This is a genomic window from Pantoea sp. SGAir0175, assembly GCF_043547855.1.
Window position 1 is genome coordinate 1,847,280 of the sequence record NZ_CP028081.1, and the last position, 22,784, is coordinate 1,870,063.

Sequence of the window (22,784 nt, forward strand, 5' to 3'; positions counted from 1 at the left end):
CAGGAGGAACTATGCCTTATTCATCGAACCGGGAACTGCCGGACAGCGTGCGCCACGTGCTGCCGGGCCATGCGCAAACCATCTACCAAAAGGCGTTTAACAGCGCCTGGGATCAGTATAAAGATGAAGACGATCGTCGCGGTGATGAATCGCGCGAGCAGGTGGCACACAAAGTCGCCTGGGCGGCGGTCAAAAAAGAGTACGCCAAAGGCGAGGACGACAAGTGGCATCCTAAACACTAGCTCCCGCGCGGGCCACTGCGGCCCGCTTCACACTTCTCCGCGCTTCGTTCAAGAATCCTGCCAGGCAGCCGATGCTATTTACAGATAATTTCCCCTTTGTGATCGGGGTCAATCTTGAAACGTTTATGGCAAATGCATTACTGTCTTGTCTTAAGTCGACGCCGCGGGCGCCGCCTGTAAAATCGCAGATTCAGGGAGCTATAACGACAGGAAGGTCAGCGCAGTAGAGGAGATCGCAGTGTTAACCCGGGAATTCTTACTAAAAGCGGATTGCAAAACTTCATTTGGTGATATTGACGAAGCGCTGCTGTGGAGCTGTGAGAAGCGCGCCGCGTCGCTCTGCGCCACGCTTGCCTGTCGTCCCGATCAAAGCCCGGTATGGATCTTCGGCTACGGTTCCCTGATGTGGAACCCGGTCTTTGAAGCGGAAGAGGTGGCGACCGGACGGCTCGAGGGCTGGCATCGTGCCTTTTGCCTGCGGCTGACCGCCGGACGCGGCACCGTGGCCGCACCAGGACGGATGCTGGCGCTGAAAGAGGGCGGTTCTACCAGCGGTCTGGCGTTTCGCCTGCCGGAAGCGCGCCTGCATGAAGAGCTTGAGCTGCTGTGGAAACGGGAAATGATCACCGGCTGCTATCTGCCCACCTGGTGTGAACTGACGCTGGAGGATGGCCGCACGGTTACGGCGCTGGTGTTTATCATGGATCCGCGTCATCCGCTGTATGAAGCCGACTCCTGCCGCAGCACCATTGCTCCGCTGATCGCTCAGGCCAGCGGTCCGCTCGGCAGCAACGCGCAGTATCTCTTCTCGCTGGAACAGGAACTGGGCAAACGCGGCATGCAGGAAGAGGCGTTAACGCGCCTTGCGGCCGAAGTGCGCGCGCTGCAGCAGAGCGCCGCGCGCGGCTAACCTCAATTACCCGGATTAATCAGCCAGGTACCCGGCTGGTTAATCGTCAGCATCTGGCTGCGCACCTGGCTGCCGTGATGCACTTCAATACGATAGCTGCCTGCCGCCAGATTCAGCGAGGCGAAACCGCTGCTGGCGGGTTTCACATCCTTCGCTTCGCCGTTCAGCACGATATTTTCCCCTGCCTGCAACTGCAGGTAAACCGTCGCCATGGTTGGCGCGCTGCTGGCGGGCGCGCTGCCCGCTGATGGGGTCGCTGCCGGGGCGCTGCTGGCCGCCACCGGCGGTGCGTCGCTCGGGCGATTGGCTTTCCACACTACGACCACCACGGCAAGCAACGCCACGGCAGCGGCGGCGAGCAGGGCAGGCGACAAACGGCGCACATTGCGCGGCGTCACCGGTTCAATCGCGGCGGCGGCATGATTAACCGCCATTACCTGCGGTTCCGGCACGGCCGCTACCGGCTCCGGCACGGGCTGGCTCTCCGCGGTCACCGGGAAGGTCGTCACCAGCGCTTCGACATCGCTCACCGGCAGATCGATCAGCCGGGCAAAAGCATCAATACTCTGCGGACGGTCTTCCGGCTTCATCGCCAGCGCGCAGTCGATCGCGTGCAGCAGCGGCAGCGAATACCCCTCAGGCTTGCGCTCCACCAGCGGCTGGTAGTTATCTTCAATGCAGCGCACCACGCTGACCGGCGGCGCGTGGCCGGTGATCAGCGTATGCAGCACCGCGCCCAGCGCGTAAATATCGGTCCACGGTCCCTGTTCGACTTCTCCCTCTTCGCTGTACTGCTCAATTGGCGCGAAGCCCGGCTTGAGCATGATCTCGGTTTCATCTGACAGGTTGCCAATCTCTTTGCGCGCCGAGCCAAAGTCGAGCAGCACCGGCAGCTGGTTTTCCTGAATCTGAATGTTATCGAGCGAAATATCACGATGCAGGTAACCGGCGGTGTGAATGGTGTTGATGGCACCAAACAGCGGCGGTAACAGACGGCGAATCCACGCTTCGTCAATGCTGTCCGGGCTGGTGAGCTGCCACTCTTTCAGCGTCATGCCGCTGTAGTAGAGCGTGCCCATGTAAGCCGTGCCGTTCTCTTCCCAGAAGCGCAGGACGTGCAGCAGACCGGGATGATTGAAGCGCGCCAGCAGCCGTGCCTCCTGAATAAAGCTGTTGCGTCCGGCATTAAACAGTTTCTGGAAGCGCTCGCCGCGCAGTTCCAGCGCCAGATCCGCACCGCGTACCGCCAGTGACACCGGCATGTACTCTTTGATGGCGATAGTGCGTTCCAGCTGATGATCCCAGGCGCGATAGACAATGCCAAAGCCGCCGCCGCCGATCACTTCCTTGATTTCAAACTCGTTAAACCGGTAGCCCGCAGGCAGGGCATTGGGGGTATGATTTTCGTTTGCCGACATAGTGAGCTCTCTGAACACGTCCTGTAGCGCCCCGTCACGCCGGTGACGGCGGGCAACAACCGCTAATTAATTAATGTTACGCCAGGCACCAATTGCCGGATCGGCCAGATCGGCGTGCAGGGTGTCAATCAGTAACACAGTCACTTTTTGCTGTGGCATAAACTGCGGCGACCAGATGCCGCGTAAGCTATCAACCCGCGATTTCACCGCTTCGCTATCCGTGCCGGTGTTTTTATCCATTTTAATCAGCAGCGTACCGCTGAAGCGCCAGACGTGCTGCTGAGCATCAAACGGCAGCACCAGCCAGCTATCGCTGGCATCGGGCCGCGTGACAATCATGCGCTGTTTGTTCACCGCCACCACCTCCAGCGGCGTGCGGGTCAGCGTGAGATCGGCGATGGGATAACCCTGCAGGAACGTCACCGTCTGGCTGCGCGTTTTGCCGTCACTCAGCAGCGTCATCGCCGCCGGACCTTCCAGCCAGCCCTCGGTTGAGCAATGCTGCTGCGGGTTCTCAGGGATAAACAGCGAACCGCCGTTTTCATCCCACCAGGTACGGAAATGGCAGCCGCCGGGCAGGGCGAAGTGCTGCAGCGGCGTGCTGTCGGCCGGACGCGATAAATCCAGCGGCGCCGCGGTATTTGCACTGGCGCTGGCGGTCGCGTCGTTGAGGATGATCGGCCGCCAGTTCTGCAGTTTTGCCGCGCTGCCGTTAGCCAGCACGCTGCCCTCTTTGCTGGTCATCTGCCAGGGGATCTCATCCAGCAGGCCGCACTGGTTCGCCAGCAGCGTGCCGACGCGCGGCAGGAAGCTGGTAAGAATGCTGGTGTCGCTACTTTTGCCGGACACGATGCGCAGCGGCAGCGTCTCTTTACACCAGTCGTCGGGCGCATTACTGGCAACGTTATCGATATAGACTTCCAGCGACAGGCTGGGCGAGTAGACCACCCGGTAATCTTCCGCCTGCGCATTCAGGGCCAGTAACAGGGCGGCAACGCCCGGCAACCACAGTTTCATAATGATCCTTGCAATCAATAACGTGACGGCAGAAAACGTGCCGCATCAGCCTGGGAATAAAGCAGCGTCGCGTCCTGCGGTTCGCCAATCCAGATTGCCAGAGCGCTGAGATTGTCGCTTTTAACACTGCGGTTTACGGCCTGTTCCATCAATGCCAGCCACTCTTCGCAGGCGTTTACCATGCGCAGTGCCTGTTCCATTTCGTCGGTGGTGAGGTTGAGCCAGAAACCGTCGGTACAGACCAGAAATGCGTCACCATCGGTCAGCTCAATCACCTCGCTGAAGGTGGCCGGTCGGGCCGGCTCAATACCCAGCGCATTATAAAGTAAATTACTGTTAATGCCGGTATTTTCATAGCCGGCTTCGCGCAGCTGCTGCGCCAGACTGTGGTCACGCGTCACCTGATGCAGCACCCCGTGGCGGAAGTGATAAACCCGGCTATCACCGGCGTGCGCCCACCATGCGCGCTGCGTTGTGCGGTCAATAAACAGGGCGGCAAGGGTGGTGCTCATGCGCGAAAAATTCGGATTGTTCCCCTGGGCGCTGACCAGCGTTTGCTGACACTTTTCTATCGCCGCGCGCGTACTCTCCGGCGTGAACGTGTCGCTTTGCTGCAGCTGCGTCAGCAGGGTATCGCGCACCAGCTGGGCCGCATAATCGCCGCCGGGCAGACCGGCCACGCCGTCGCACACCAGAAAACAGGCTTTGTGTTCATCGACTTCGGCACCGGTGCGATCCTGGTTTTCGTCACGCATACCCTGCTGGCAGCGGCTGGCAAACTTCATTTTCATGCGTCTTCGGTCCGCGTCTGGGAATCTTTGTACTGATTCACTTCCATGTCGTAGGCATGCAGAAAGGCTTCACCAAACAGGGTGTGGAAGTCATCTTCAATCTCGCCTGCGGTGCGCTGATAGTGACGGAGAAAATAGTCCCACAGCGCCGCTTTGCGTCCGCCGCTGAACGGCATCTTAGGCAGCACGCCGTCTTTGCGCGCTTCCTCTTCCAGACGCTGCGGATTAAACGACTGCAGCATGGCGGCGATGATGGCGCGAATACCGGCAATCATTCCCAGCTGATGCGCCTGTAAATCCACCAGCGCATCGCGCACCGCTGCTTCCGGCGGCATAAAGCCAGGCATCTGGCTCTGGTACATCTGCATCAGCACGGTTTTGCCGGAGGGCAGAATTTTAAACGGGTTGTTGGCTTCGTTAAGGATCATCGTCATGTCGGCTTTAACGCCGCGCTTGAGGATGGAGCGCGAAGAGAGCAGGGCAACCGTACCCTGCGAAAACAGGCTGAGCATGCGGCCAGTGACGCGCATCTGCTCTTCGGTGATCGGCGTCTGGTGACCATTATTCAGGCCCATGCCTTCCAGCAGCGCGGCGATCAGTTTGTCCTGATCGGCGCCCGCCAGCACGGCTGGCATCACGGGCGCATCGCTTTGCGGATCGATCGCCAGGCGCGCGTCCGGGCGGCGTTCGTGACGCGGACTGTCACTCTGTGGCAGCACTTCCGGTTCCGGCACGCTTTCGTCCTGCTGCATACCCAGCGGATCGGCGGCGCTGTTAGCAAAAAACGCCAGCGGATCGTCCTGCGGTGCGTTCTGACACGCCGGGTCACGCACTTCCAGGCCATATTCGCCAATCTGCAGCGTATCGCCGTGGCGCAGCCGCACCTGCGAGCCGCGCTGCAGCGCCACGCCGTTCAGCACCACTGAAGTGACGCTGCCCTGGTTGGTCAGGCGGCACTCGCCGTCTGGCGACAGGTGCACCAGTGCCTGCAGGCGCGAGATAGCGCGCGATTCGTCGGGCAGCACCAGGTCGTTATCCTGGCTGCGGCCAATGGTCCCGCCAGGCGGGCTAAACGCGACGGTTTTGGCGGGCACATCCGTATTGCACTGCACAATGGTAAATTGCATGAGTCATCCCGTTAACAAGGCAAGCGCACTGGCCTATTCAAACATCGGTGGATAGAGGCCATTACGTCCCGGCTGGGCACCCGCCGCCGGGTTAAACAATAACGAAAAAAGTTGCGCGGTGAGCGGGCCACTGTGTTTATGCGTGGCGTGGGCAAAGCCGTCACTGCGATTACTCCACCAGTAGCTAATGTGCTGTTGGGGATCAAAACGGTCGGCCACTTCACGCCAGCTCAGGGTGCAGGGCAAATCGTCAAAACCAATCACATCCATGATGTCGCTGCGCTGCTTATCCGGCAGCAGCAGCGGAGCCAGCTGCTGAATCTGCGTCTCCAGCGCGTCCGGGCTGAGGCGATCGCGCACCGCCTGCCACAGCAGCGCGCCGAGTTCCTGATACCAGTCGCCGGAGATCGCCAGTTGTGAAGCATGCCACGCGCTGAGCGGAATGCTGTGCAGCGCCAGCAGCGGCCACGCACGGCCGACGCGATCGCACGAGGGCAGCAGACAGCCCAGCTGCACCTGCTGGCGCAGCGGCGATAGCGGCAGGACAAAATTCCATACCGGCGCGCGTAAAAACTGTTGCGTGCTGGCCTCTTCCTGCTGATGCCAGTGGATTAAGCCTTGTTGAAACCAGTGGCTCCACGGCGTCACCGTGGCTTCACTGAGCCGCTGGCGCAGAAAATCACCGGTGGCCGGTAATTTGCCATACCAGCCCGGCGCGGTGTAACTCGCCATGGTTACCTCACCATTACTCACTGTGTCCGGTCAATCGCTGCGATACGGTGTGTGGCGCAACCGCCAGCATACGGCCATTCTGACCGGCATTTTTCAGATTTTCCGCAAGCTTACGCATCATCAGCGCATTGTCGCGCGCATAAGGCGACGACTGAATCTGCTGATCGAGCAGCTGGCTAAGGTGCCAGTCAAGCTGCTGCAGATCGCGCGCGCTGACGTTGTCCGGCAGCGTGCGCTGCAGATTTTGCATCAGCCAGCCGCGCAGAAATTCGCCGTCATAGTTACGCGGCTGATACAACATCTGATAAGCGCGCAGCGCATTGCGGCTGTAGTCATTGTCGGTGCCGGGATCGTCACGCAGCAGGTTGGTAATTTGCTGGGCCACACGCGGCAGCAGTAAAGACTTAAGCGCATTTTGATAAAGCACCCATGCGGCATCGCTCACCTGGTTACCGCGATACAGTCCAGCGCGCATGGTAAGCGGTGGATTGTCGAGAGAAAAATGCGCCGACAGCGGCAGTTTCACCAGGTTATTTAAGAAGGGTAGCAGATCAAAAATATTATCGGCTGGCTGATGAATAACCTGCTGACTTTGCGCGGTAATCGGCCCGATACGCGCCGCGACCTGATCGAGATAACGCTGATTCTGCACGTAGCTGGTGAGCCACAAACCGGAGAGCAGCACCAGCGCGCCGGTGAGCGCGCCGTAACCGATCCAGTGCAGCAGCCGGTTACGATACTCCCAGTGACGGTTGCTGCCGGCAAGGCCGCTTTCGCGGAACACCAGGTCGCTTAACAGGTCGCGAATAAAGAAGCTCTGGCCTTTGGTACCCGGAATCGGATTGCTGCGGTTAACGCTGTCCCACGCGGCAAGGCTCGACTCGCCGGTGTGTGGCAGCTGTAGCTTACGGTTGAGTTCACCCATGATGCGGTCAAACGGCAGGCCTTCCTGGGTACCGCTGGTGAAGAACAGGCCGCGCGCCGACCAGGCAATCTCATCCTCATGGCGGGAAAACACCACGTCGAGATATTCGTTGAGTAACGGACGCAGCGAACTGAACTCCTGCGGGAACAGGAAGCTGTCGGCGCGCTGGGTGAGATCGCGCTCGCCGGCCATCACGTCGGCCAGCTGCTGCTGCAGACGCTGCTCCAGCTGCTGAAAGCGCTCGCTAAAGCTGCGGTGCCAGTCATCTTTATGCGGCTTGCCCGGTTCCCACGGGAAGGTGAAGCCCCAGATGGCATCGCGCTGCGGCTTACTCAGGTTGCCGTAAAAGCTCATAAACCCTTTCAGCAGGTCGGTTTTGGTGACCATCACATACACCGGGAAATGAATGCCGGTTTGCTGATGCAGCTCGACCATGCGGCTGCGCAGCGCGCTGGCCTGGGCGTGACGTGCCTCGGCGGAGTCGGTCAGCAGGTCAGCCACGCTGATGGTCATGATCACGCCGTTGATCGGCTGGCGCGTGCGGTAGCGCTTTAGCAGTTTAATGAAGTTATGCCACTCGGCACCGTCGCGCGCGCGCTGGCTCTCCTGCAGTGCGTAACGGCCCGCGGTGTCGATTAAGACTGCGCTGTCGGTGAACCACCAGTCGCAGTGACGCGTGCCGCCGACGCCGCGTACCGCCTCTTTGCCGAGGCTGTCAGTTAACGGAAACTCCAGACCAGCATTCAGCAGCGCGGTGGTTTTACCGGCGCCGGGCGCGCCTATCATCACGTACCACGGCAGCTGATACAGATAGTGACTCTGAAAACGCGCCAGCCAGCTTTTCTGATGCCGGCGACCAAACTGAGTGCGTTTCAGCCGCAGCGCCGCTTCACTGAAGCGCTGGGTCAGCAGCGTCTCGGTCGCCTGGCGATCGGACGCTTCTTCGTGACTCATCTCCTGCAGGCGATTGAGCAGCTTGCTGTTAAACCAGCCGCGCCAGATGGCGGGAATAAACTGGAACAGCACCCAGCAGAAATAGAGCAGACCGACCGCCAGCTGGCGCGGGAATACCGGCTCCAGTGGACGGGTATCTCCCCAGCTCCACAGCGGACCGAGCATCCACAGCACGCAGCTCAGCGCCGTGACGCCAATCAGGCCCCACAGCAGGCGATGGGTTAACAGATGTTGGAGTGATGCGCGCATCACTGGCCTCCCTGATGGTTGCCGAGGGTTTCCGGTGCCGCAAACAGGGTGATCTCCACCCGGCGATTGCGGGCGCGGTTTTCATTGCTGTCATTGGGTAAGAGCGGATTGCTGTCACCGCGGCCTTCGGCTTTAACGCTGTGACCGTCCGCCAGCTGCGTATTCAGCAGTTGCGTAACGGCACGGGCACGGGCGAAGGAGAACTCATAGCTGGAGGCGAAACGGCCATCCACCGGACGATTATCGGTATAGACCGATACCAGCACCGTGCCTTTTACCGTCTTCATCGCGCTGGCCACGTGCGCCAGCAGCGCGCGGCCAACCTGGTTTACCACCGTACCGTCCGGCGCAAACAGCTTGTCCGCAGGGATGATCACTTTGCTGCCAAAGGCACCATCGCTCACTTCCAGCTGGCCTGCGGCAATCACGTCGTTAAGACGCTGATGCAGATCGAGCAGCGCCTGCGGTGAGGTGGGGCGGCGGCCCGGCATGATTTGCGGCAGCGGGGTTTGATAGATGGCGCGCAGCAGCGGTTCGGCCGCATTGCCCAACCGCCAGTTGAGCCCGCTGTAGATCAGACAGGCAATCAGCGTAGCCAGCGTGACGCAGGCCCACAGTGGCACCATTGGTCGCGTCAGGGTGCTGACCAGCGGATGCACTTCCACCAGCGGCGCGCGCGGTGGTGGTGCCGGGCGGGTTTCCGCAATCAGCTGCGCCAGCCGTTTACGAATGCCTTCACACTGTGCGCGTCCGCTGTCGCTGCCGCGATAGCGCCCTTCGTAGCCCAGCAGCAGGCAGTAGTGAATCACTTCCAGCAGCCATAAATGCTGCTGCGGGCTTTGCGACACGCGCGACAGTAGCTGGAACACTTTTTCGCCGCCCCAGCTTTCGTTATGAAAGGTCACCAGCATGCCATTGCCGGACCAGACGCCGCGCGTGCCCCAGGGGGTTTGCGCCGCCGCTTCGTCCAGCACGCTACACAGGCAGTAGCGTGCACCAATGATCATCTCAAATGGCAAACCCGCCTGCTTGCAGCGTTGCTCGAACTGGCGGATCTCTTCAATCAGCAGCTGACGCAGGCCGGCGGGATCGTCGTGCGTCGCCGCCTGCCGTATACGCACGACGGCATTCAGAATCGGGGCTGCGGCATTCAGCAAAAGGTTATCGTTGCCCGCGACAATGCCATCGCGGGCAAGGGAGTCCTGAGTCATTAAATCTCAATTATCCTGGCAATAACGGAACGGTTAGCCCGCAAAGCAGCGGTGTGCTGCGGGCAATATGCGCCGGATTGCATCATCAGTCTAAGATCCAGGTCGCGGTATCATTGGTGCGGCATGCTTTACTGGCGCCCCCCACGGCCACGCAGACCTGTTTAGTACGACGGGGACGCGGCCGGTCGCTGCGCAGCGTGGCATCATAGCGGCTGCTCTCCACGCCAGCTTTGGGGGGCACGTAGCCAATCAGCTGACCGCTGGGTTCTTCTGCAATCGCCAGCCAGTTGTGCTCGACGCGACCCAGCACCTCAAAGGTTTGGGCGTTATCCAGATAACGGACCACTTTGCCGCCGTAATCCGGCAGGGTCATCACAGAGGCGGCATACAGCGCGCGAAAGCTCTCATTCACCGGGGTAAATTCACCGGGTGCTGCCACTGCATGACGATGAACCAGTTTTACGCCGTTCACTTCGCTGGTGACCAGGGTGTCATCCGTCACGGGCGGTGGAGGCGCTTTACATCCCGCCAGCGTTAAAGCCGCCAGCAGCGTTAGCAAGAGACTCTTATTCACCATGATCCTCAAATTTTCATCAGTATCGCTGCAGAGTTGTATCCGGCACGCACTCAGCGGGCGGGCAGATTATGCAGTGAGAAGGCCACTAAAAAACAGTCAAATTACAGAAAGATAGTGCTGACTTAAGTCTACCTAAGACTTTTGAGAATTCAAACCATTGCACCGCGGCAAATCCCGTGCTACCGGGCGAAAAAACGCCTTAACGGCACGCCGCGATCGTTCTGGCTGGGACGATAGATAAGCTGCATTAATTTATTTGCGTAAGCAAGCGCGGCTGGTGTGCGGCGCGACATTTGCCCCCTGATGGTGCTTAGGGGGATTGGTAAATAAGATTTATCTATTTTTTCAGATAAAAAAAGATTGCGCGGCGAAACAATTTTATGATTTTCGGAATTTCCGGGCGCAGCCGTGTCAGTAACCCAGCCAGTCCGGCACGGCTTTTGCTTGCTCCACCACTTAACCGTATTGCGCAGCAAAGGTCGCGGAACCGTTCGCTGGTGATTGGCCCGTGCCAGGTTAGCGCAGGTCCTGATTTCACTTATGGCTAAATAAACCCATCTTTTTCTCGCTTAATCCGCGCTTTAGACCCGAAGGGTTTTGGCATCCTATGCTCAGAATTCCTGCCAGCTGAGGTATGTCGTGGCTGAAGAGAGCAACGAGGACAAAACAGAATCGCCCACCCCCCACCGACTTGAGAAAGCACGGCAGGAGGGGCAGATTCCGCGTTCGCGCGAGCTGACTTCGGTACTGATGCTGCTGGCCGGGCTGCTGATCATCTGGCTGGGCGGCCACAATATGGCGCAACGGCTGGCCAGCATGGTGGCCACCGGCTTCCGCTTCGACCACGGCATGGTCAACGACGATAAAATTATCGTCTCGCACATCGGCAACCTGGTGATGCAGGCGGTGATCGCGCTGCTGCCGCTGATGGCCGGGCTGGTGATCGTGGCCATCGCCGCGCCGATGATTCTGGGGGGAATCAACATCAGCGGAAAATCCATCAAATTCGATTTTAAAAAGCTCAACCCGTTACCGGGCATTGCGCGCATGTTCTCCGGTCAGACGTGGGCGGAACTGGTGAAGGCGATCCTCAAAGCGGTGCTGGTGGCGCTGGTGGCTGGCTGGTATTTGTGGAGTCACTGGCAGGAGATGCTGCGTCTGATGAGCGAATCGCCGGTGAATGCGCTGCAGCATGGCCTGTCGATGACCGCCATCAGCTGTGCGCTGGTGATGCTGGGACTGATCCCGATGGTTGGCTTTGATGTGTTCTGGCAGCTCTACAGCTACTTCAAAAAGCTGCGCATGACGCGCCAGGAAATTCGCGATGAACACAAGCAGAACGAAGGCGACCCGCACGTTAAAGGGCGTATCCGCCAGGCGATGCGTGCCGCCGCCCGCCGCCGCATGATGGCCGACGTGCCGAAGGCGGACGTCATCGTGACTAACCCGACGCACTACTCGGTGGCGCTGCAGTATCAGGAAGGCAAGATGAGCGCGCCGAAAGTGATTGCCAAAGGCGCCGGTGACATTGCTCTGCGCATTCGTGAAATCGCAAAAGAGCACCGCGTACCGATTCTGGAAGCGCCGCCGCTGGCGCGTGCGCTCTATCGTCATACGGAAATTGGCCAGTTTATTCCGGGCGCGCTCTATGCCGCCGTGGCAGAAGTGCTGGCGTGGGTCTGGCAGCTGCGACGCTGGAAGCGTGAAGGCGGCCTGATTCCAGACAAACCAAAACATCTGCCGGTCCCGGCAGATATGGACTTTGCAGGAGAGAACACCAACCATGGCTAATCTGGCCGAAAAGCTGCGTTTACCGGGCAATTTTAAAGACACGCAATGGCAGGTGCTGGCTGGTCCGGTGCTGATCATGCTGATCCTGTCGATGATGGTATTGCCGCTGCCGGCGTTCATCCTTGACCTGCTGTTTACCTTCAACATTGCGCTGTCCATCATGGTGCTGCTGGTGGCGATGTTCACCCAGCGCACGCTGGAATTCGCTGCCTTCCCGACCATTTTGCTGTTCTCAACGCTGCTGCGTCTGGCGCTGAACGTCGCCTCAACGCGTATCATCCTGCTGGAAGGGCATACGGGTGCTGATGCCGCCGGGCGCGTGGTTGAAGCCTTTGGTCACTTCCTCGTCGGCGGTAATTTCGCCATTGGTATCGTGGTGTTCATCATCCTCGTGATCATCAACTTCATGGTCATCACCAAAGGTGCCGGACGTATCGCCGAAGTGGGCGCGCGTTTCGTGCTGGATGGTATGCCCGGCAAGCAGATGGCGATCGATGCCGATTTGAACGCTGGCCTGATTGGTGAAGACGAAGCCAAACGCCGGCGCGCCGAGGTGACCCAGGAAGCGGATTTCTACGGCTCGATGGACGGTGCCAGTAAGTTTGTGCGCGGCGACGCCATCGCCGGCATCCTGATCATGGTGATCAACGTGATCGGTGGTCTGCTGGTGGGCGTGGTGCAGCACGGTATGGATCTCGGCCACGCCGGGGAAACCTATACGCTGCTGACCATCGGTGACGGCCTGGTGGCGCAGATCCCGGCGCTGGTGATCTCTACCGCTGCCGGTGTCATCGTTACCCGCGTCAGCACCGATCAGGACGTCGGCGAACAGATGGTGGGCCAGCTGTTTAACAATCCGCGCGTGCTGATGCTGAGCGCCGGCGTGATTGGCCTGCTGGGCCTTGTGCCCGGCATGCCGAACTTTGTGTTCCTGCTGTTCACCGCGGCGCTGCTCGGCCTGGCCTGGTGGCTGCGCGGCCGCGAAATGCAGCCGAAGAAACAAAGTGAAGCCTCCAGCGTGGTGAAAACGCAGGAGACGCCGGCCACGGTCGAAGCCTCGTGGACCGACGTCCAGCTGGAAGATTCGCTTGGCATGGAAGTGGGCTATCGCCTGATTCCGATGGTCGATCATCTGCAAAACGGCGAGCTGCTCGGGCGTATCCGCAGTATCCGTAAAAAGGTGGCGCAGGAGGTCGGCTTCCTGCCACCGGTGGTGCACATTCGTGACAACATGGAGCTGCCGCCGGCGCGCTATCGCATCCTGATGAAGGGCGTGGAGATTGGCAGCGGCGATGCTTATCCGGGACGCTGGATGGCGATCAACCCGGGCACGGCGGCGGGCACGCTGCCGGGTGAAGCGACGGTTGACCCGGCGTTTGGCCTCGCGGCCATCTGGATCGACAGCGCGCTGAAAGAGCAGGCACAGATTCAGGGCTACACCGTAGTGGAAGCCAGTACCGTGGTAGCTACTCACCTTAATCACCTGATCGGCCAGTACGCCAGCGAGCTGTTTGGGCGTCAGGAAGCGCAGCAGCTGCTGGACCGCGTCACCCAGGAGATGCCAAAGCTGACGGAAGATCTGGTGCCGGGCGTGATTACCCTGACCACGCTGCATAAAGTGTTGCAAAATCTGCTGACCGAACGCGTTTCGATTCGCGACATGCGCACCATTATCGAAACGCTGGCCGAACATGCGCCGGTGCAGAACGATCCGCAGGAACTGACCAGCGTGGTACGCGTCGCGCTGGGCCGCGCGATTACCCAGCAGTGGTTCCCGGGCAACGGCGAAGTGCAGGTGATTGGACTGGATGCCACGCTGGAACGTCTGCTGCTGCAGGCGCTGCAGGGCGGTGGCGGTCTGGAACCGGGTCTTGCCGATCGGCTGCTGATGCAGGCGCAGGCCGCGCTGCAGCAGCAGGAGATGACCGGTGCGCCTCCGGTGCTGCTGGTTAACCATCCGCTGCGGGCGCTGCTGGCGCGCTTCCTGCGCCGCAACCTGCCGCAGCTGGTGGTGCTGTCCAATATGGAGCTGACCGATAACCGGCAGATCCGCATGACTGCTACCATAGGCGGCAAATAATGCGCGGCGTGACGCTCTCATGGCTGCTGGCGGCGCTGCTGGCGCTGCCGCTAACGGGCAAAGCCGCCAGCGGTGCGTGGCAGGCCAGCGCCAGCGGCCCGAGCCTGGGCGTGCGCGGCAACTGGCTGCTGTCGCCGGCGCTCAAAGCGCCTTCAGCGGCTGCAGGGACTATTTCGCTGGTAAACTGGCGCTACACGCTGAGCCGACCGGCGCCATCCGGTCTGCTGGTGCGGCTGTGCGCCAGTCAGCGCTGCGTGGAGCTGGACGGCGCCAGTGGCAGCACGCGCGGGCTCGCCAACGTGGCAGCCGATGAAACGCTGCATCTGGCTTTCGGCTTTCAGGGGCAGGGAGCGTTGCCGCCCGGTCTGCGGGTGGTGAGCAGTGAAGTGATGGTCAATTACCAATAGCAAATAGCCAATAGCCAATAAAAAACCCGCCGCAGCGGGTTTTTTTAGGCTTACATTCGCTCGACGGTTTTGATGCCCAGCGTATCCAGCCCCTGCTTCAGGGTTTTCGCCGTCAGCGCCGCCAGCTGCAGGCGGCTGTTGCGTACGTTTTCCTCTTCGGCGGAGAGAATCGGGCAGTGCTCATAGAAGCCCGAGAACAGACCGGCCAGATCGTACAGATAAGCACACATCACGTGCGGGGTGCCATCGCGCGCGACCTGGGTGATGGTCTCTTCAAACTGCAGCAGACGGGTCGCCAGCAGCGCTTCGCGCTCGTCAGTCAGGATGATATCGCCGTGCAGGCTGTCTGCCTCAATGCCCGCTTTACGGAATACCGAGAGCACACGCGTGTAGGCGTACTGCATGTACGGCGCGGTGTTGCCTTCAAACGCCAGCATGTTGTCCCAGTCGAAGATGTAATCGGTGGTGCGGCTTTTCGACAGGTCGGCGTATTTCACCGCGCCGATGCCGACCACTTCCGCCAGCTCTTTCAGCTCTGCCGCGCTCATCTCCGGATTTTTCTCGCTGACCAGCGCATGGGCGCGCTCAACGGCTTCATCCAGCAGATCGGAGAGTTTGATGGTGCCACCGCTGCGCGTCTTGAACGGACGGCCATCTTTGCCCAGCATCATGCCGAACGCATGGTGCTCCAGCGGCACTGACTCCGGCACGTAGCCCGCTTTGCGCACGATGGTCCACGCCTGCTGCAGATGCTGATGCTGGCGGGAATCGATGTAGTACAGCACGCGATCGGCATGCAGCGTTTCATAGCGATATTTGGCGCAGGCGATATCGGTGGTGGTGTAGAGATAGCCGCCATCCTTCTTCTGGATGATCACGCCCATCGGTTCACCTTCCTTGTTTTTGAACTCATCAAGGAAGACCACGGTGGCGCCTTCGCTGGTCACTGCCAGCCCTTTTTCGCGCAGATCGGCGACGATGCCCGGCAGCATGTCGTTATACAGGCTTTCACCCATCACATCCTTACGCGTCAGGGTAACGTTGAGGCGGTCATACACCTGCTGGTTCTGACTCATGGTGATATCCACCAGCTTTTTCCACATGGCGCGGCAATATTCGTCGCCACCCTGCAGTTTCACCACGTAGCCGCGGGCGCGCTCGGCGAAGGCTTCGTCTTCGTCATAGGTGCGTTTCGCTTCGCGGTAGAAGGCTTCAAGGTCAGCCAGCGCGATATCTTCATGGTGCTCGTTCTGCTGCTTCTCCAGATAGGCGATCAGCATGCCAAACTGTGTGCCCCAGTCACCGACGTGGTTAGCGCGGATGACGTGATGACCGAGAAACTCCTGGGTGCGCACTGCGGCATCACCGATGATGGTGGATCGCACGTGACCGACGTGCATCTCTTTCGCCACGTTGGGCGCCGAGTAGTCAATCACGATAGTCTGAGGTGTCACTTCGCTGACGCCCAGGCGTGGCAGCTGCAGCGCCTGCGCGGCCTGCTGTGCCAGCCACTGGCGGTCGAGGAAGATGTTGATAAAGCCGGGACCGGCGATGTCGACTTTGCTGGCGATGCCAGCCAGATCCAGATGCTGAACTACCTGCTCAGCCAGCTGGCGCGGCACCTGACCGAGCTTTTTCGCCACGGCCATGATACCGTTCGCCTGGTAATCGCCGAACTGCACTTTTGCAGACTGACGAACCTGCGGTTCGCAATCGGCCGGTGCGCCTGCCGCCACCATCGCCTGACTGACTTTATCGGAAAGAAGAGCCTGAATATTCACCGCGTTACCTTCATATGCTGAAAAGGCCCGCCAGCTGAGGGCGAGCCGATGTCGTCATCCCGCGTGCGTGTCGGGACGGAAAAAATAAGAGGGGAAGTATACGTGAAATGTTGGGGTGCGTCAGCAATCGGTTATGGCTGCCGGTGGACGCAGGCCCGCGCGCCGGTTAACGGCGGCGCGGGTGGCGACGGGGATTTTTAACGCTTTTGTCTTCACGCACCTTCCAGTGGCGGGAAATTGCAAATCCCATCAAGGCTATCAGGACCGCGACAACAATGAGCATAGACATAGGGCCATTCCTTGTAGTTGTGAAACCCAAATTTATAAGAAAGGGTCAGCTACTGCAATTGATTGACGGGTAAATAAGAGTTATCTCATTGTATTAACTATTGTTAATAATAACAGTTGGTTAAGGCGCTTTTATAAAGTAACGTGTGGACCTGATTACGCGATTAATCCGAAAGAGAGGGGAGATTTATGCGGTTTTTGAAGGTTTTTGGCGTGAAATCGGATGAATCCGAGCATTTTGTCAAGCGAAAGCTGCGGCAGCCCTGTTTTTTTATTGATTAAAAGATCTGAACTGAGTTTGAGGTATTTAACGTATGAATCTGGATTTTCCTTCAGAACTGAGTGACTTAAAACAAGACCTGTCCCGATTTGAACAGGCTTTGCAACATTTTGCGTCACGCCTCGGCCTTGACCTCACGCAGCATGAGGCGGACCACGTGGCGGTGCGCTGTCACCAGTTCGCCACGGCAGAGCGCTGGAAAGCCGGGTTACTGCAAATCGGCGATCAGTTTTCCGAAGCGATGATCAACGGACGGCCGATCTGCCTGTTTAAGCTGCATGAGCCGCTGCGGATAGCGGGCTGGCAGGTGGATGTGATCGAGCTGCCGTGGCCTGGTGAGAAGCTGTATCGCCATGAAGGCTGGGAGCATGTGGAAATTGTGTTGCGCGGCGAGCCGGAAACGCTGGGCATGCGTGCGATGGCGTTGCTGGCAGATGAGGCGCTGACGCAGCCGGGCATCGCGTTTAAAACCAGCACGCCGCAGGGCGAAAACGAACGTCTGCCCAATCCGACCTTAGCGGTGACGGACGGGCAAACTACCATCAAGTTTCATCCGTGGCGGCTGGAGGAGATCGTTGCCAGCGAACAGGCTTAGCGCCGCGCTGCCACCGCCTGCTGCAGGCGCGATACCGCCTGCTGCAGGGTGGCGTGCGTGCAGCCAAAGTTGAAGCGCACGAAGCGATCGTCGCCGAAATCACGGCCCGGCGAGAAACCGAGACCGTGTTTTTCGAAATACAGCGCCGGGCTGGCGACATCCAGCTGGCTGGCGTCAATCCAGCCGAGGTAGCTGGCCTCTGGCGCGACCATGCTGAGTTCCGGCAGCGCATTCACCTGCTGCATCAGCCAGTCACGATTGGCGCGCAGGTAAGCCAGCTGGTCTGCCAGCCACGCATCACCGCCGCGCCATGCGGCTTCCGCCGCTACCAGCGCCAGAATATCCACGCCCGGTACGATGCCTTCACGCACCTGCTTAAAGCGTTTCCGCAGTTCGGGATGAGGGATAATGGCCATGGACGCACCCAGCCCTGCGATGTTGAAGGTTTTAGACGGCGAAATCAGGGTAATGCTGCGCTGGGCGGCGTCTTCGCTCAGCGAGGCAAACGGAATGTGCTGTACGCCGGGCGTTAACAGCAGGTCACAATGGATTTCATCGGAGCACACCAGCAAATCGTGGCGTTGGGCAAAGGCCAGCTGCGCTTCCAGCTCATCACGGCGGTAAACGGTGCCGCCCGGATTCTGCGGATTGCACAGCATGAGCAGGCGCTCGTTGCCCTGCATCTGGCTGTCATCCAGCTGCATAACCCAGCGATCCTGCTGTAACTGCAATGGCAGATTGACCTGAGCGCGCTGCGCCAGCCGCGCCGCCGCGCGAAACGGCGGATAAATCGGCGTCGGTGCCACGGTGCTCTGCGACGACTCGGTAAATGCCCGGACCGATAAATTCAGTCCGCTCACCACGCCCGGCAGCAACACAATCCATTCCGGCTCAATCTGCCAGCCATAGCGCTGGGCTAAGCGGGAAATAGTGATATCAATCAAACCGTGCGGCGTCGCGCCATAGCCGAAAACACCGTGGTCGGCACGCTGTTTAATGGCCTCAATGATGCACGGCGGCGAGCGAAAATCGGTGTCGGCAACCCACAAAGGCAGCACATCGCGATCACCATATTTGTGCCATTTCAAACTATCGCTGTGACGACGGTCTATCCCTTGATCAAAATCGAATGCCATAGTGCGCTTTCCACGTAAACTGTCTGAATGAGCAGACTAACTGATGCACTCCTCCCGAGCCAGCAGTCATGAAAAGGAGCAAGGTATGACGAAACTGGAAATTTGTTGCTATGGCATCGACTGCGCAATGACTGCGCAGGCGTCCGGTGCCGATCGCGTGGAGCTGTGCAGTGCTCCGCGTGAAGGCGGACTGACACCTTCGGCGGGTATGCTGGAAGCCGCACAACGTGAACTGACCATTCCGGTCCACCCGATCGTGCGGCCGCGCGGCGGCGATTTTTGTTACACCGCACGCGAATTTGAGGTGATGAAATCGGACGTGGCGCGCATTCGCGAGCTGGGTTTTCCTGGCCTGGTGATTGGCATGCTGGACGAAGATGCGCACGTCGACACGGTACGCATGCAGCAGATTATGGCGCTGTGCGACGGCATGGCTGTGACCTTCCATCGCGCCTTTGATTTGTGCCACAGCCCGAAGCGTTCGCTGGAGGTGCTGACTGATTTAGGGATCGCCCGCGTTCTGACTTCCGGTCAGCAGCAGAGCGCTGAAACCGGAATTGCATTATTACGGGAACTAAATGAATACAGCACCGGTCCAATCATTATGGCAGGGGCAGGCGTGCGCCTCAGCAATCTGCAAAAGTTCCTCGACAGCGGATTGCAGGAAGTCCACAGCTCCGCCAGCCGTGCCGTCGCGTCACCGATGCGCTACCGTAAAGCCGGTGTCTCGATGTGTTCTGAAGCGGAAACCGATGAATTCAGCCGCTCCTGTGTCGATGGCGATGTCGTCGAAGCCATGAAGAGCATGATGCAGATGAGCGTTGATCGGGTCGCCTGACCCGTACCAATTTTGCCGCGCAGCACGCCGAAAACCTGACGTGATGTTTGCAAGTACCAAACCCCAGTTCCTTGCTGGGGTTCTTTTTGTCTGCCGCTTCGCCATGAATAGCGCATTGGTGAAAAAGATGCTTTGATTACTCTATGGCTTAACGCGCGGATAACGCTGATGAAATCCCTCCCTTATGCTGTTGTGATTCTGCTGTTCCCCGTTGCCGGCGCGGCGCTGGCCGCCAGCAGCACCTGCCCGCCGCTGAGCAAAAATATCACCAGCAGCAACAACTGGATTATGCTGGGCGGCGACGCCAAAGGCGCGGTGCGCCAGGTGGTGGCCGGGGAGTTTGGTAAAGACGTCAACTCGCAGAAGCGCGTGCTCGGGCAGTTTGACCAGTGCGGCGATCTGATGGTGGCTGATATCACCTATGACAAAAGCGAAGGCAACGTGGTGCTGAGCATGGAGCAGCATATCGCGCGCGTGCAGCGCGGTTGGGTGGCTGACTATGCTTATCTGGTTAAAGTGACCCGCGCGGGCAAAGAGGAAGTGGTGGATAACCGGCAGGGCACCATCAGCTGGCAGATGGGGCAACACGGCAACATCATCAGCGCCTCGGACAAATTTACCAGCATGGGGAAAGAGGGCTTTACCGATACCACTTACCGCTACGATAAACACTTCCGGCTGGAAAAAAGTATCGCGCGCGGCAGTGATGCGCTGACCAACGGCGAGAATACCTGGCGCTGGAATCCACAGGGGCTGGTGGTGGCATCCACCAGCGCGCGCAGCAAAGAGACCTACAGCTACGATAATCAGTGGCGCGAACTGCGATTGCACGGCACCTCGACCACGCCGGTCAGCACTTTGCGATCGGTGGATGAGTGCCAGTTGTGGGACGAGGTGGGCAATTGCACGCTGAGCTATTTGCATGAGACCGAAGTGTTTGCCAAAGGCACCATTGAGCGGCATCTGAGTTCGGCCTACAAATATCAGTACTGGGATCGTCCGGCGACGGACAATTGATGCGCCGTCGCGTATGCTGTTCTGTGCACAACCCGGGAGCCCATCATGACACTGGTTATTTCATTCCTTTTCGCCATTACCCTGCTTACGTTGACGCCCGGCTTCGATACCGCGCTGGTGCTGCGTTCAGCGGCTGCGCAGGGCTGGCAGCGTGCCTCAGCGACGGCATTGGGCGTTACGCTCGGCTGTCTGGTGTGGGGCGTGGCGGTCGGACTGGGCTTAGGCGCGCTGCTGCTGGCTTCGGAAATGGCTTATAACCTGCTGAAAGGCATCGGTGCCGTGTACCTGCTGTATCTCGGCGTCAGACTGCTGCTTAACCCGCGCAGCACGGTGGCCAGCGGGCAGGAGGGGCAAAAGCGGGAAGAGCGCTATCTGACCTGCTTCGCGCGTGGCCTGACCGGTAACCTGCTCAATCCCAAAGTCGGGGTTTTTTACGTCACTTTTCTGCCGCAGTTTATCCCGGCCGGCGGATCGGTGGCGCTGTGGTGCACACTGATGGCGCTCACCCACATGGTGATTGGCTTAGTGTGGAACGCGGTATTGATTAGCGGCAGCCAGTACTTTGCTGGTCATCTGCGCCGTCCGGCAGTGTTAAAAGTGATGGATCGCCTGACCGGCTGCGTGTTTATTGGTTTCGCCGCGAAGCTGGCGCTGTCGCGGCGTTAAGCGTTACGGTTTGCGCGCCACCAGCACGGCACGCAGCGGGGCGGGATAGCCTTCAATCGTTTTGCTGCTGTCGTGCGGATCGAGGAACTCCGCCAGCGATTCGCTGGTCATCCAGTCGGTGCGACGCTGCTCTTCCACCGAGGTGATGGCGTAATCGGCGATGCGCACATCGACAAAACCGCACTTCTCCAGCCAGTTTTTCAGCGCCGCCGCAGACGGAATAAAGTAAACGTTGCGCATCTGCGCATAGCGTTCACCCGGTACCAGCACCGCGTTTTCATCGCCTTCAATCACCAGCGTCTCCAGCACCAGTTCGCCGTCGCTGACCAGCTGATTTTTCAGCTGCAGCAGATGGTCGAGCGGCGAACGCCGGTGATAGAGCACGCCCATGGAGAACACGGTATCGAACGCCTGCAGCGCCGGCAGCTGCTCAATGCCCAGTGGCAGCAGATGCGCACGGCGATCGTCACCCAGCAGCTTACGCACCGCTTCGAACTGGCACAGGAACAGCTGCATCGGATCGATACCGACCACCAGCTGCGCGCCGGCACCAATCATGCGCCACATGTGATAACCGCTGCCGCAGCCCACATCCAGCACGGTTCGACCCGCCAGCGAAGAGATATGCGGCAGCACGCGGTCCCACTTCCAGTCGGAGCGCCATTCGGTGTCGATGTCGCAGCCGTAGAGCGAAAACGGCCCTTTGCGCCACGGCATCAGGTTACGCAGCAGCTTTTCGATGCCTGCACGCTGGCGAGCGGTTAACGCGTCATGCTGCGCGCTGACGCTGTGCAGCAGATCGAGCTGCTGCGGCACCAGCAGCGGCAGATTGTCGACCGACTTCTCCCAGTTGCGAAAATGTCCGTGCAGGTTTTCACGCTGCCAGGCGGCGACCTGCGCTGGTAACACTTCCAGCCAGCTGGCGAGCGGACCGGTGGCGATTTGCTGATAAAAACGGCCAAAATCAATCATTTCAACGCCACCAGTGAGCCAAAGTTAAAGCACTGGAACCACAGCTCGGCGTGGGCAAAGCCAGCGCTTTTCAGACGGGCTTTATGCGTTTCCACGCTGTCCGTCAGCATCACGTTCTCCAGCATGCTGCGCTTCTGGCTGATCTCCAGCTCGCTGTAGCCGTTGGCGCGCTTAAAGTCGTGGTGCATGTTGAACAGCAGTTCGCCGACGTCGGCATCCTCAAAGCTGAACTTTTCCGACAGCACCAGCGCACCGCCCGGATTGAGGCCGGCGGCGATTTTCTGCAGTAGCGTCAGGCGCGCGTCCGGCTCAAGGAACTGCAGGGTAAAGTTGAGCACTACCAGTGAGGCGTTTTCGATGTGGATATCGCGGATATCCGCTTCCAGCACCTGCACCGGCGTAGCGGCGCGGAAGGCGTCGATGTGACGGCGGCAGCGTTCCACCATCGCCGGCGAATTATCGACGGCAATAATCTGGCAACCCGGTGCCTGAATATTGCGGCGCACCGCCAGCGTGGCCGCGCCCAGCGAGCAGCCGAGATCGTAAACCTGGCTGTTGGGCTGCACAAAGCGTTCTGCCAGCATGCCAATCATCGAAATGATGTTGGAGTAACCCGGCACCGAGCGCTGAATCATATCGGGAAAGACTTCAGCCACGCGCTCGTCAAAGGTCCAGTCGCCCAGTTTATCGATGGGCGCGGAGAATAGCGTATCGCGGTCAGACATAATGAATTATCCGGAGAGAAAACGGAAAGGGCGCTATTCTGGCAGAAACTGCCGC

General features: G+C 59.4%; 22 protein-coding genes. 9 read left to right on the plus strand and 13 right to left on the minus strand.

Features of this window, described 5'->3' with window-relative positions; all coding sequences use genetic code 11:
* Window positions 1-11 precede the first annotated feature (11 nt).
* The gene (chaB, locus tag C1N56_RS08460) at window positions 12-242 is read left to right on the plus strand and encodes a putative cation transport regulator ChaB (protein ID WP_021313035.1); all 231 of its coding nucleotides are present in this window, start codon (window positions 12-14) and stop codon (window positions 240-242) included.
* A 238-nt stretch (window positions 243-480) separates the two neighbouring features.
* Window positions 481-1,152, plus strand: a complete 672-nt coding sequence (locus C1N56_RS08465; RefSeq protein ID WP_021508695.1) for a gamma-glutamylcyclotransferase — start codon at window positions 481-483, stop codon at window positions 1,150-1,152.
* 2 nt (window positions 1,153-1,154) lie between these two features.
* On the opposite strand, the gene C1N56_RS08470 is transcribed toward C1N56_RS08465, so the two are convergent.
* The 8 genes from C1N56_RS08470 to C1N56_RS08505 all read right to left on the minus strand — a co-directional run bounded on the left by C1N56_RS08470 (window position 1,155) and on the right by C1N56_RS08505 (window position 10,153).
* Window positions 1,155-2,570 (minus strand): serine/threonine protein kinase, encoded by a 1,416-nt coding sequence (locus C1N56_RS08470; protein ID WP_058771211.1) that lies wholly within the window; start codon window positions 2,568-2,570, stop codon window positions 1,155-1,157.
* A 245-nt stretch (window positions 2,571-2,815) separates the two neighbouring features.
* Window positions 2,816-2,890: a zinc finger domain-containing protein gene (locus tag C1N56_RS08475; RefSeq protein ID WP_088517819.1), complete on the minus strand. Its 75-nt coding sequence runs from the start codon at window positions 2,888-2,890 to the stop codon at window positions 2,816-2,818.
* 711 nt (window positions 2,891-3,601) lie between these two features.
* Window positions 3,602-4,378 carry a PP2C family protein-serine/threonine phosphatase gene (locus C1N56_RS08480; RefSeq protein ID WP_394517387.1) on the minus strand — a complete coding sequence of 259 codons (777 nt, stop codon included), beginning with the start codon at window positions 4,376-4,378 and terminating at the stop codon, window positions 3,602-3,604.
* Window positions 4,375-5,505 carry a type VI secretion system-associated FHA domain protein TagH gene (gene tagH / locus C1N56_RS08485; RefSeq protein ID WP_394517388.1) on the minus strand — a complete coding sequence of 377 codons (1,131 nt, stop codon included), beginning with the start codon at window positions 5,503-5,505 and terminating at the stop codon, window positions 4,375-4,377. The genes C1N56_RS08480 and tagH overlap by 4 nt, the downstream gene beginning before the upstream one ends.
* A 33-nt stretch (window positions 5,506-5,538) precedes the next feature.
* Window positions 5,539-6,237: a type VI secretion system-associated protein TagF gene (gene tagF, locus C1N56_RS08490; protein WP_021509949.1), complete on the minus strand. Its 699-nt coding sequence runs from the start codon at window positions 6,235-6,237 to the stop codon at window positions 5,539-5,541.
* A 13-nt stretch (window positions 6,238-6,250) separates the two neighbouring features.
* Window positions 6,251-8,365 (minus strand): type VI secretion system membrane subunit TssM, encoded by a 2,115-nt coding sequence (gene tssM, locus C1N56_RS08495; protein ID WP_058774570.1) that lies wholly within the window; start codon window positions 8,363-8,365, stop codon window positions 6,251-6,253.
* Window positions 8,365-9,576 carry a type IVB secretion system protein IcmH/DotU gene (gene icmH, locus C1N56_RS08500; RefSeq protein WP_058774571.1) on the minus strand — a complete coding sequence of 404 codons (1,212 nt, stop codon included), beginning with the start codon at window positions 9,574-9,576 and terminating at the stop codon, window positions 8,365-8,367. Before icmH ends, tssM begins: the two co-directional genes overlap by 1 nt.
* A gap of 85 nt (window positions 9,577-9,661) precedes the next feature.
* Window positions 9,662-10,153 (minus strand): hypothetical protein, encoded by a 492-nt coding sequence (locus tag C1N56_RS08505; RefSeq protein WP_021509952.1) that lies wholly within the window; start codon window positions 10,151-10,153, stop codon window positions 9,662-9,664.
* 639 nt (window positions 10,154-10,792) lie between these two features.
* Here C1N56_RS08505 and flhB point away from each other — a divergent pair.
* The 3 genes from flhB to C1N56_RS08520 are packed head-to-tail and all read left to right on the plus strand — an operon-like array spanning window position 10,793 to window position 14,431.
* The gene (gene flhB, locus C1N56_RS08510; protein WP_394517389.1) at window positions 10,793-11,944 is read left to right on the plus strand and encodes a flagellar biosynthesis protein FlhB; all 1,152 of its coding nucleotides are present in this window, start codon (window positions 10,793-10,795) and stop codon (window positions 11,942-11,944) included.
* A complete protein-coding gene (gene flhA / locus C1N56_RS08515; RefSeq protein ID WP_125310400.1) occupies window positions 11,937-14,024 on the plus strand; it encodes a flagellar biosynthesis protein FlhA in 2,088 nt (695 codons plus the stop codon). The genes flhB and flhA overlap by 8 nt, the downstream gene beginning before the upstream one ends.
* The gene (locus tag C1N56_RS08520) at window positions 14,024-14,431 is read left to right on the plus strand and encodes a flagellar protein FlhE (protein ID WP_058771217.1); all 408 of its coding nucleotides are present in this window, start codon (window positions 14,024-14,026) and stop codon (window positions 14,429-14,431) included. Before flhA ends, C1N56_RS08520 begins: the two co-directional genes overlap by 1 nt.
* Window positions 14,432-14,481: 50 nt before the next feature.
* Here C1N56_RS08520 and argS read toward each other — a convergent pair whose 3' ends face one another.
* On the minus strand, window positions 14,482-16,212 hold the full coding sequence (gene argS, locus C1N56_RS08525) for an arginine--tRNA ligase (RefSeq protein WP_031280190.1): 1,731 nt from the start codon (window positions 16,210-16,212) through the stop codon (window positions 14,482-14,484).
* Window positions 16,213-16,378: 166 nt separating this feature from the next.
* Window positions 16,379-16,501, minus strand: a complete 123-nt coding sequence (locus C1N56_RS08530; protein ID WP_007889544.1) for a hypothetical protein — start codon at window positions 16,499-16,501, stop codon at window positions 16,379-16,381.
* Window positions 16,502-16,814: 313 nt separating this feature from the next.
* On the opposite strand from C1N56_RS08530, the gene C1N56_RS08535 reads away from it, so the two are divergent.
* Window positions 16,815-17,375: a VOC family protein gene (locus tag C1N56_RS08535; protein WP_136548306.1), complete on the plus strand. Its 561-nt coding sequence runs from the start codon at window positions 16,815-16,817 to the stop codon at window positions 17,373-17,375.
* Here C1N56_RS08535 and C1N56_RS08540 read toward each other — a convergent pair.
* The gene (locus tag C1N56_RS08540; RefSeq protein ID WP_394517390.1) at window positions 17,372-18,511 is read right to left on the minus strand and encodes a MalY/PatB family protein; all 1,140 of its coding nucleotides are present in this window, start codon (window positions 18,509-18,511) and stop codon (window positions 17,372-17,374) included. The two genes, C1N56_RS08535 and C1N56_RS08540, sit on opposite strands and share 4 nt — an antisense overlap.
* Before the next feature lie 85 nt (window positions 18,512-18,596).
* On the opposite strand from C1N56_RS08540, the gene cutC reads away from it, so the two are divergent.
* The 3 genes from cutC (at window position 18,597) to C1N56_RS08555 (ending at window position 21,032) form a co-directional block, all read left to right on the plus strand.
* Window positions 18,597-19,349, plus strand: coding sequence for a copper homeostasis protein CutC (gene cutC, locus C1N56_RS08545; RefSeq protein WP_058774576.1), 753 nt, complete (start codon window positions 18,597-18,599; stop codon window positions 19,347-19,349).
* Between the two features lie 168 nt (window positions 19,350-19,517).
* Complete coding sequence (locus C1N56_RS08550; protein ID WP_058757505.1) at window positions 19,518-20,366, plus strand: hypothetical protein; 849 nt, start codon at window positions 19,518-19,520, stop codon at window positions 20,364-20,366.
* 45 nt (window positions 20,367-20,411) lie between these two features.
* On the plus strand, window positions 20,412-21,032 hold the full coding sequence (locus C1N56_RS08555) for a LysE family translocator (RefSeq protein WP_059009766.1): 621 nt from the start codon (window positions 20,412-20,414) through the stop codon (window positions 21,030-21,032).
* A 3-nt stretch (window positions 21,033-21,035) separates the two neighbouring features.
* Here C1N56_RS08555 and cmoB read toward each other — a convergent pair whose 3' ends face one another.
* Window positions 21,036-22,004 (minus strand): tRNA 5-methoxyuridine(34)/uridine 5-oxyacetic acid(34) synthase CmoB, encoded by a 969-nt coding sequence (cmoB, locus tag C1N56_RS08560; protein WP_088517809.1) that lies wholly within the window; start codon window positions 22,002-22,004, stop codon window positions 21,036-21,038.
* Complete coding sequence (gene cmoA, locus C1N56_RS08565; RefSeq protein ID WP_058757507.1) at window positions 22,001-22,729, minus strand: carboxy-S-adenosyl-L-methionine synthase CmoA; 729 nt, start codon at window positions 22,727-22,729, stop codon at window positions 22,001-22,003. Before cmoA ends, cmoB begins: the two co-directional genes overlap by 4 nt.
* Window positions 22,730-22,784: the final 55 nt, after the last annotated feature.

Bases quoted from the DNA above. Each gene is read 5' to 3' on its own strand.
- chaB (WP_021313035.1), top strand. From the start codon at position 12: ATGCCTTATTCATCGAACCGGGAACTGCCGGACAGCGTGCGCCACGTG.
- C1N56_RS08470 (WP_058771211.1), bottom strand. From the start codon at position 2,570: ATGTCGGCAAACGAAAATCATACCCCCAATGCCCTGCCTGCGGGCTAC.
- C1N56_RS08480 (WP_394517387.1), bottom strand. From the start codon at position 4,378: ATGAAAATGAAGTTTGCCAGCCGCTGCCAGCAGGGTATGCGTGACGAA.
- tagH (WP_394517388.1), bottom strand. From the start codon at position 5,505: ATGCAATTTACCATTGTGCAGTGCAATACGGATGTGCCCGCCAAAACC.
- tagF (WP_021509949.1), bottom strand. From the start codon at position 6,237: ATGGCGAGTTACACCGCGCCGGGCTGGTATGGCAAATTACCGGCCACC.
- tssM (WP_058774570.1), bottom strand. From the start codon at position 8,365: ATGCGCGCATCACTCCAACATCTGTTAACCCATCGCCTGCTGTGGGGC.
- icmH (WP_058774571.1), bottom strand. From the start codon at position 9,576: ATGACTCAGGACTCCCTTGCCCGCGATGGCATTGTCGCGGGCAACGAT.
- C1N56_RS08505 (WP_021509952.1), bottom strand. From the start codon at position 10,153: ATGGTGAATAAGAGTCTCTTGCTAACGCTGCTGGCGGCTTTAACGCTG.
- flhA (WP_125310400.1), top strand. From the start codon at position 11,937: ATGGCTAATCTGGCCGAAAAGCTGCGTTTACCGGGCAATTTTAAAGAC.
- C1N56_RS08520 (WP_058771217.1), top strand. From the start codon at position 14,024: ATGCGCGGCGTGACGCTCTCATGGCTGCTGGCGGCGCTGCTGGCGCTG.
- C1N56_RS08530 (WP_007889544.1), bottom strand. From the start codon at position 16,501: ATGTCTATGCTCATTGTTGTCGCGGTCCTGATAGCCTTGATGGGATTT.
- C1N56_RS08535 (WP_136548306.1), top strand. From the start codon at position 16,815: ATGAATCTGGATTTTCCTTCAGAACTGAGTGACTTAAAACAAGACCTG.
- C1N56_RS08540 (WP_394517390.1), bottom strand. From the start codon at position 18,511: ATGGCATTCGATTTTGATCAAGGGATAGACCGTCGTCACAGCGATAGT.
- cutC (WP_058774576.1), top strand. From the start codon at position 18,597: ATGACGAAACTGGAAATTTGTTGCTATGGCATCGACTGCGCAATGACT.
- C1N56_RS08550 (WP_058757505.1), top strand. From the start codon at position 19,518: ATGAAATCCCTCCCTTATGCTGTTGTGATTCTGCTGTTCCCCGTTGCC.
- C1N56_RS08555 (WP_059009766.1), top strand. From the start codon at position 20,412: ATGACACTGGTTATTTCATTCCTTTTCGCCATTACCCTGCTTACGTTG.
- cmoB (WP_088517809.1), bottom strand. From the start codon at position 22,004: ATGATTGATTTTGGCCGTTTTTATCAGCAAATCGCCACCGGTCCGCTC.
- cmoA (WP_058757507.1), bottom strand. From the start codon at position 22,729: ATGTCTGACCGCGATACGCTATTCTCCGCGCCCATCGATAAACTGGGC.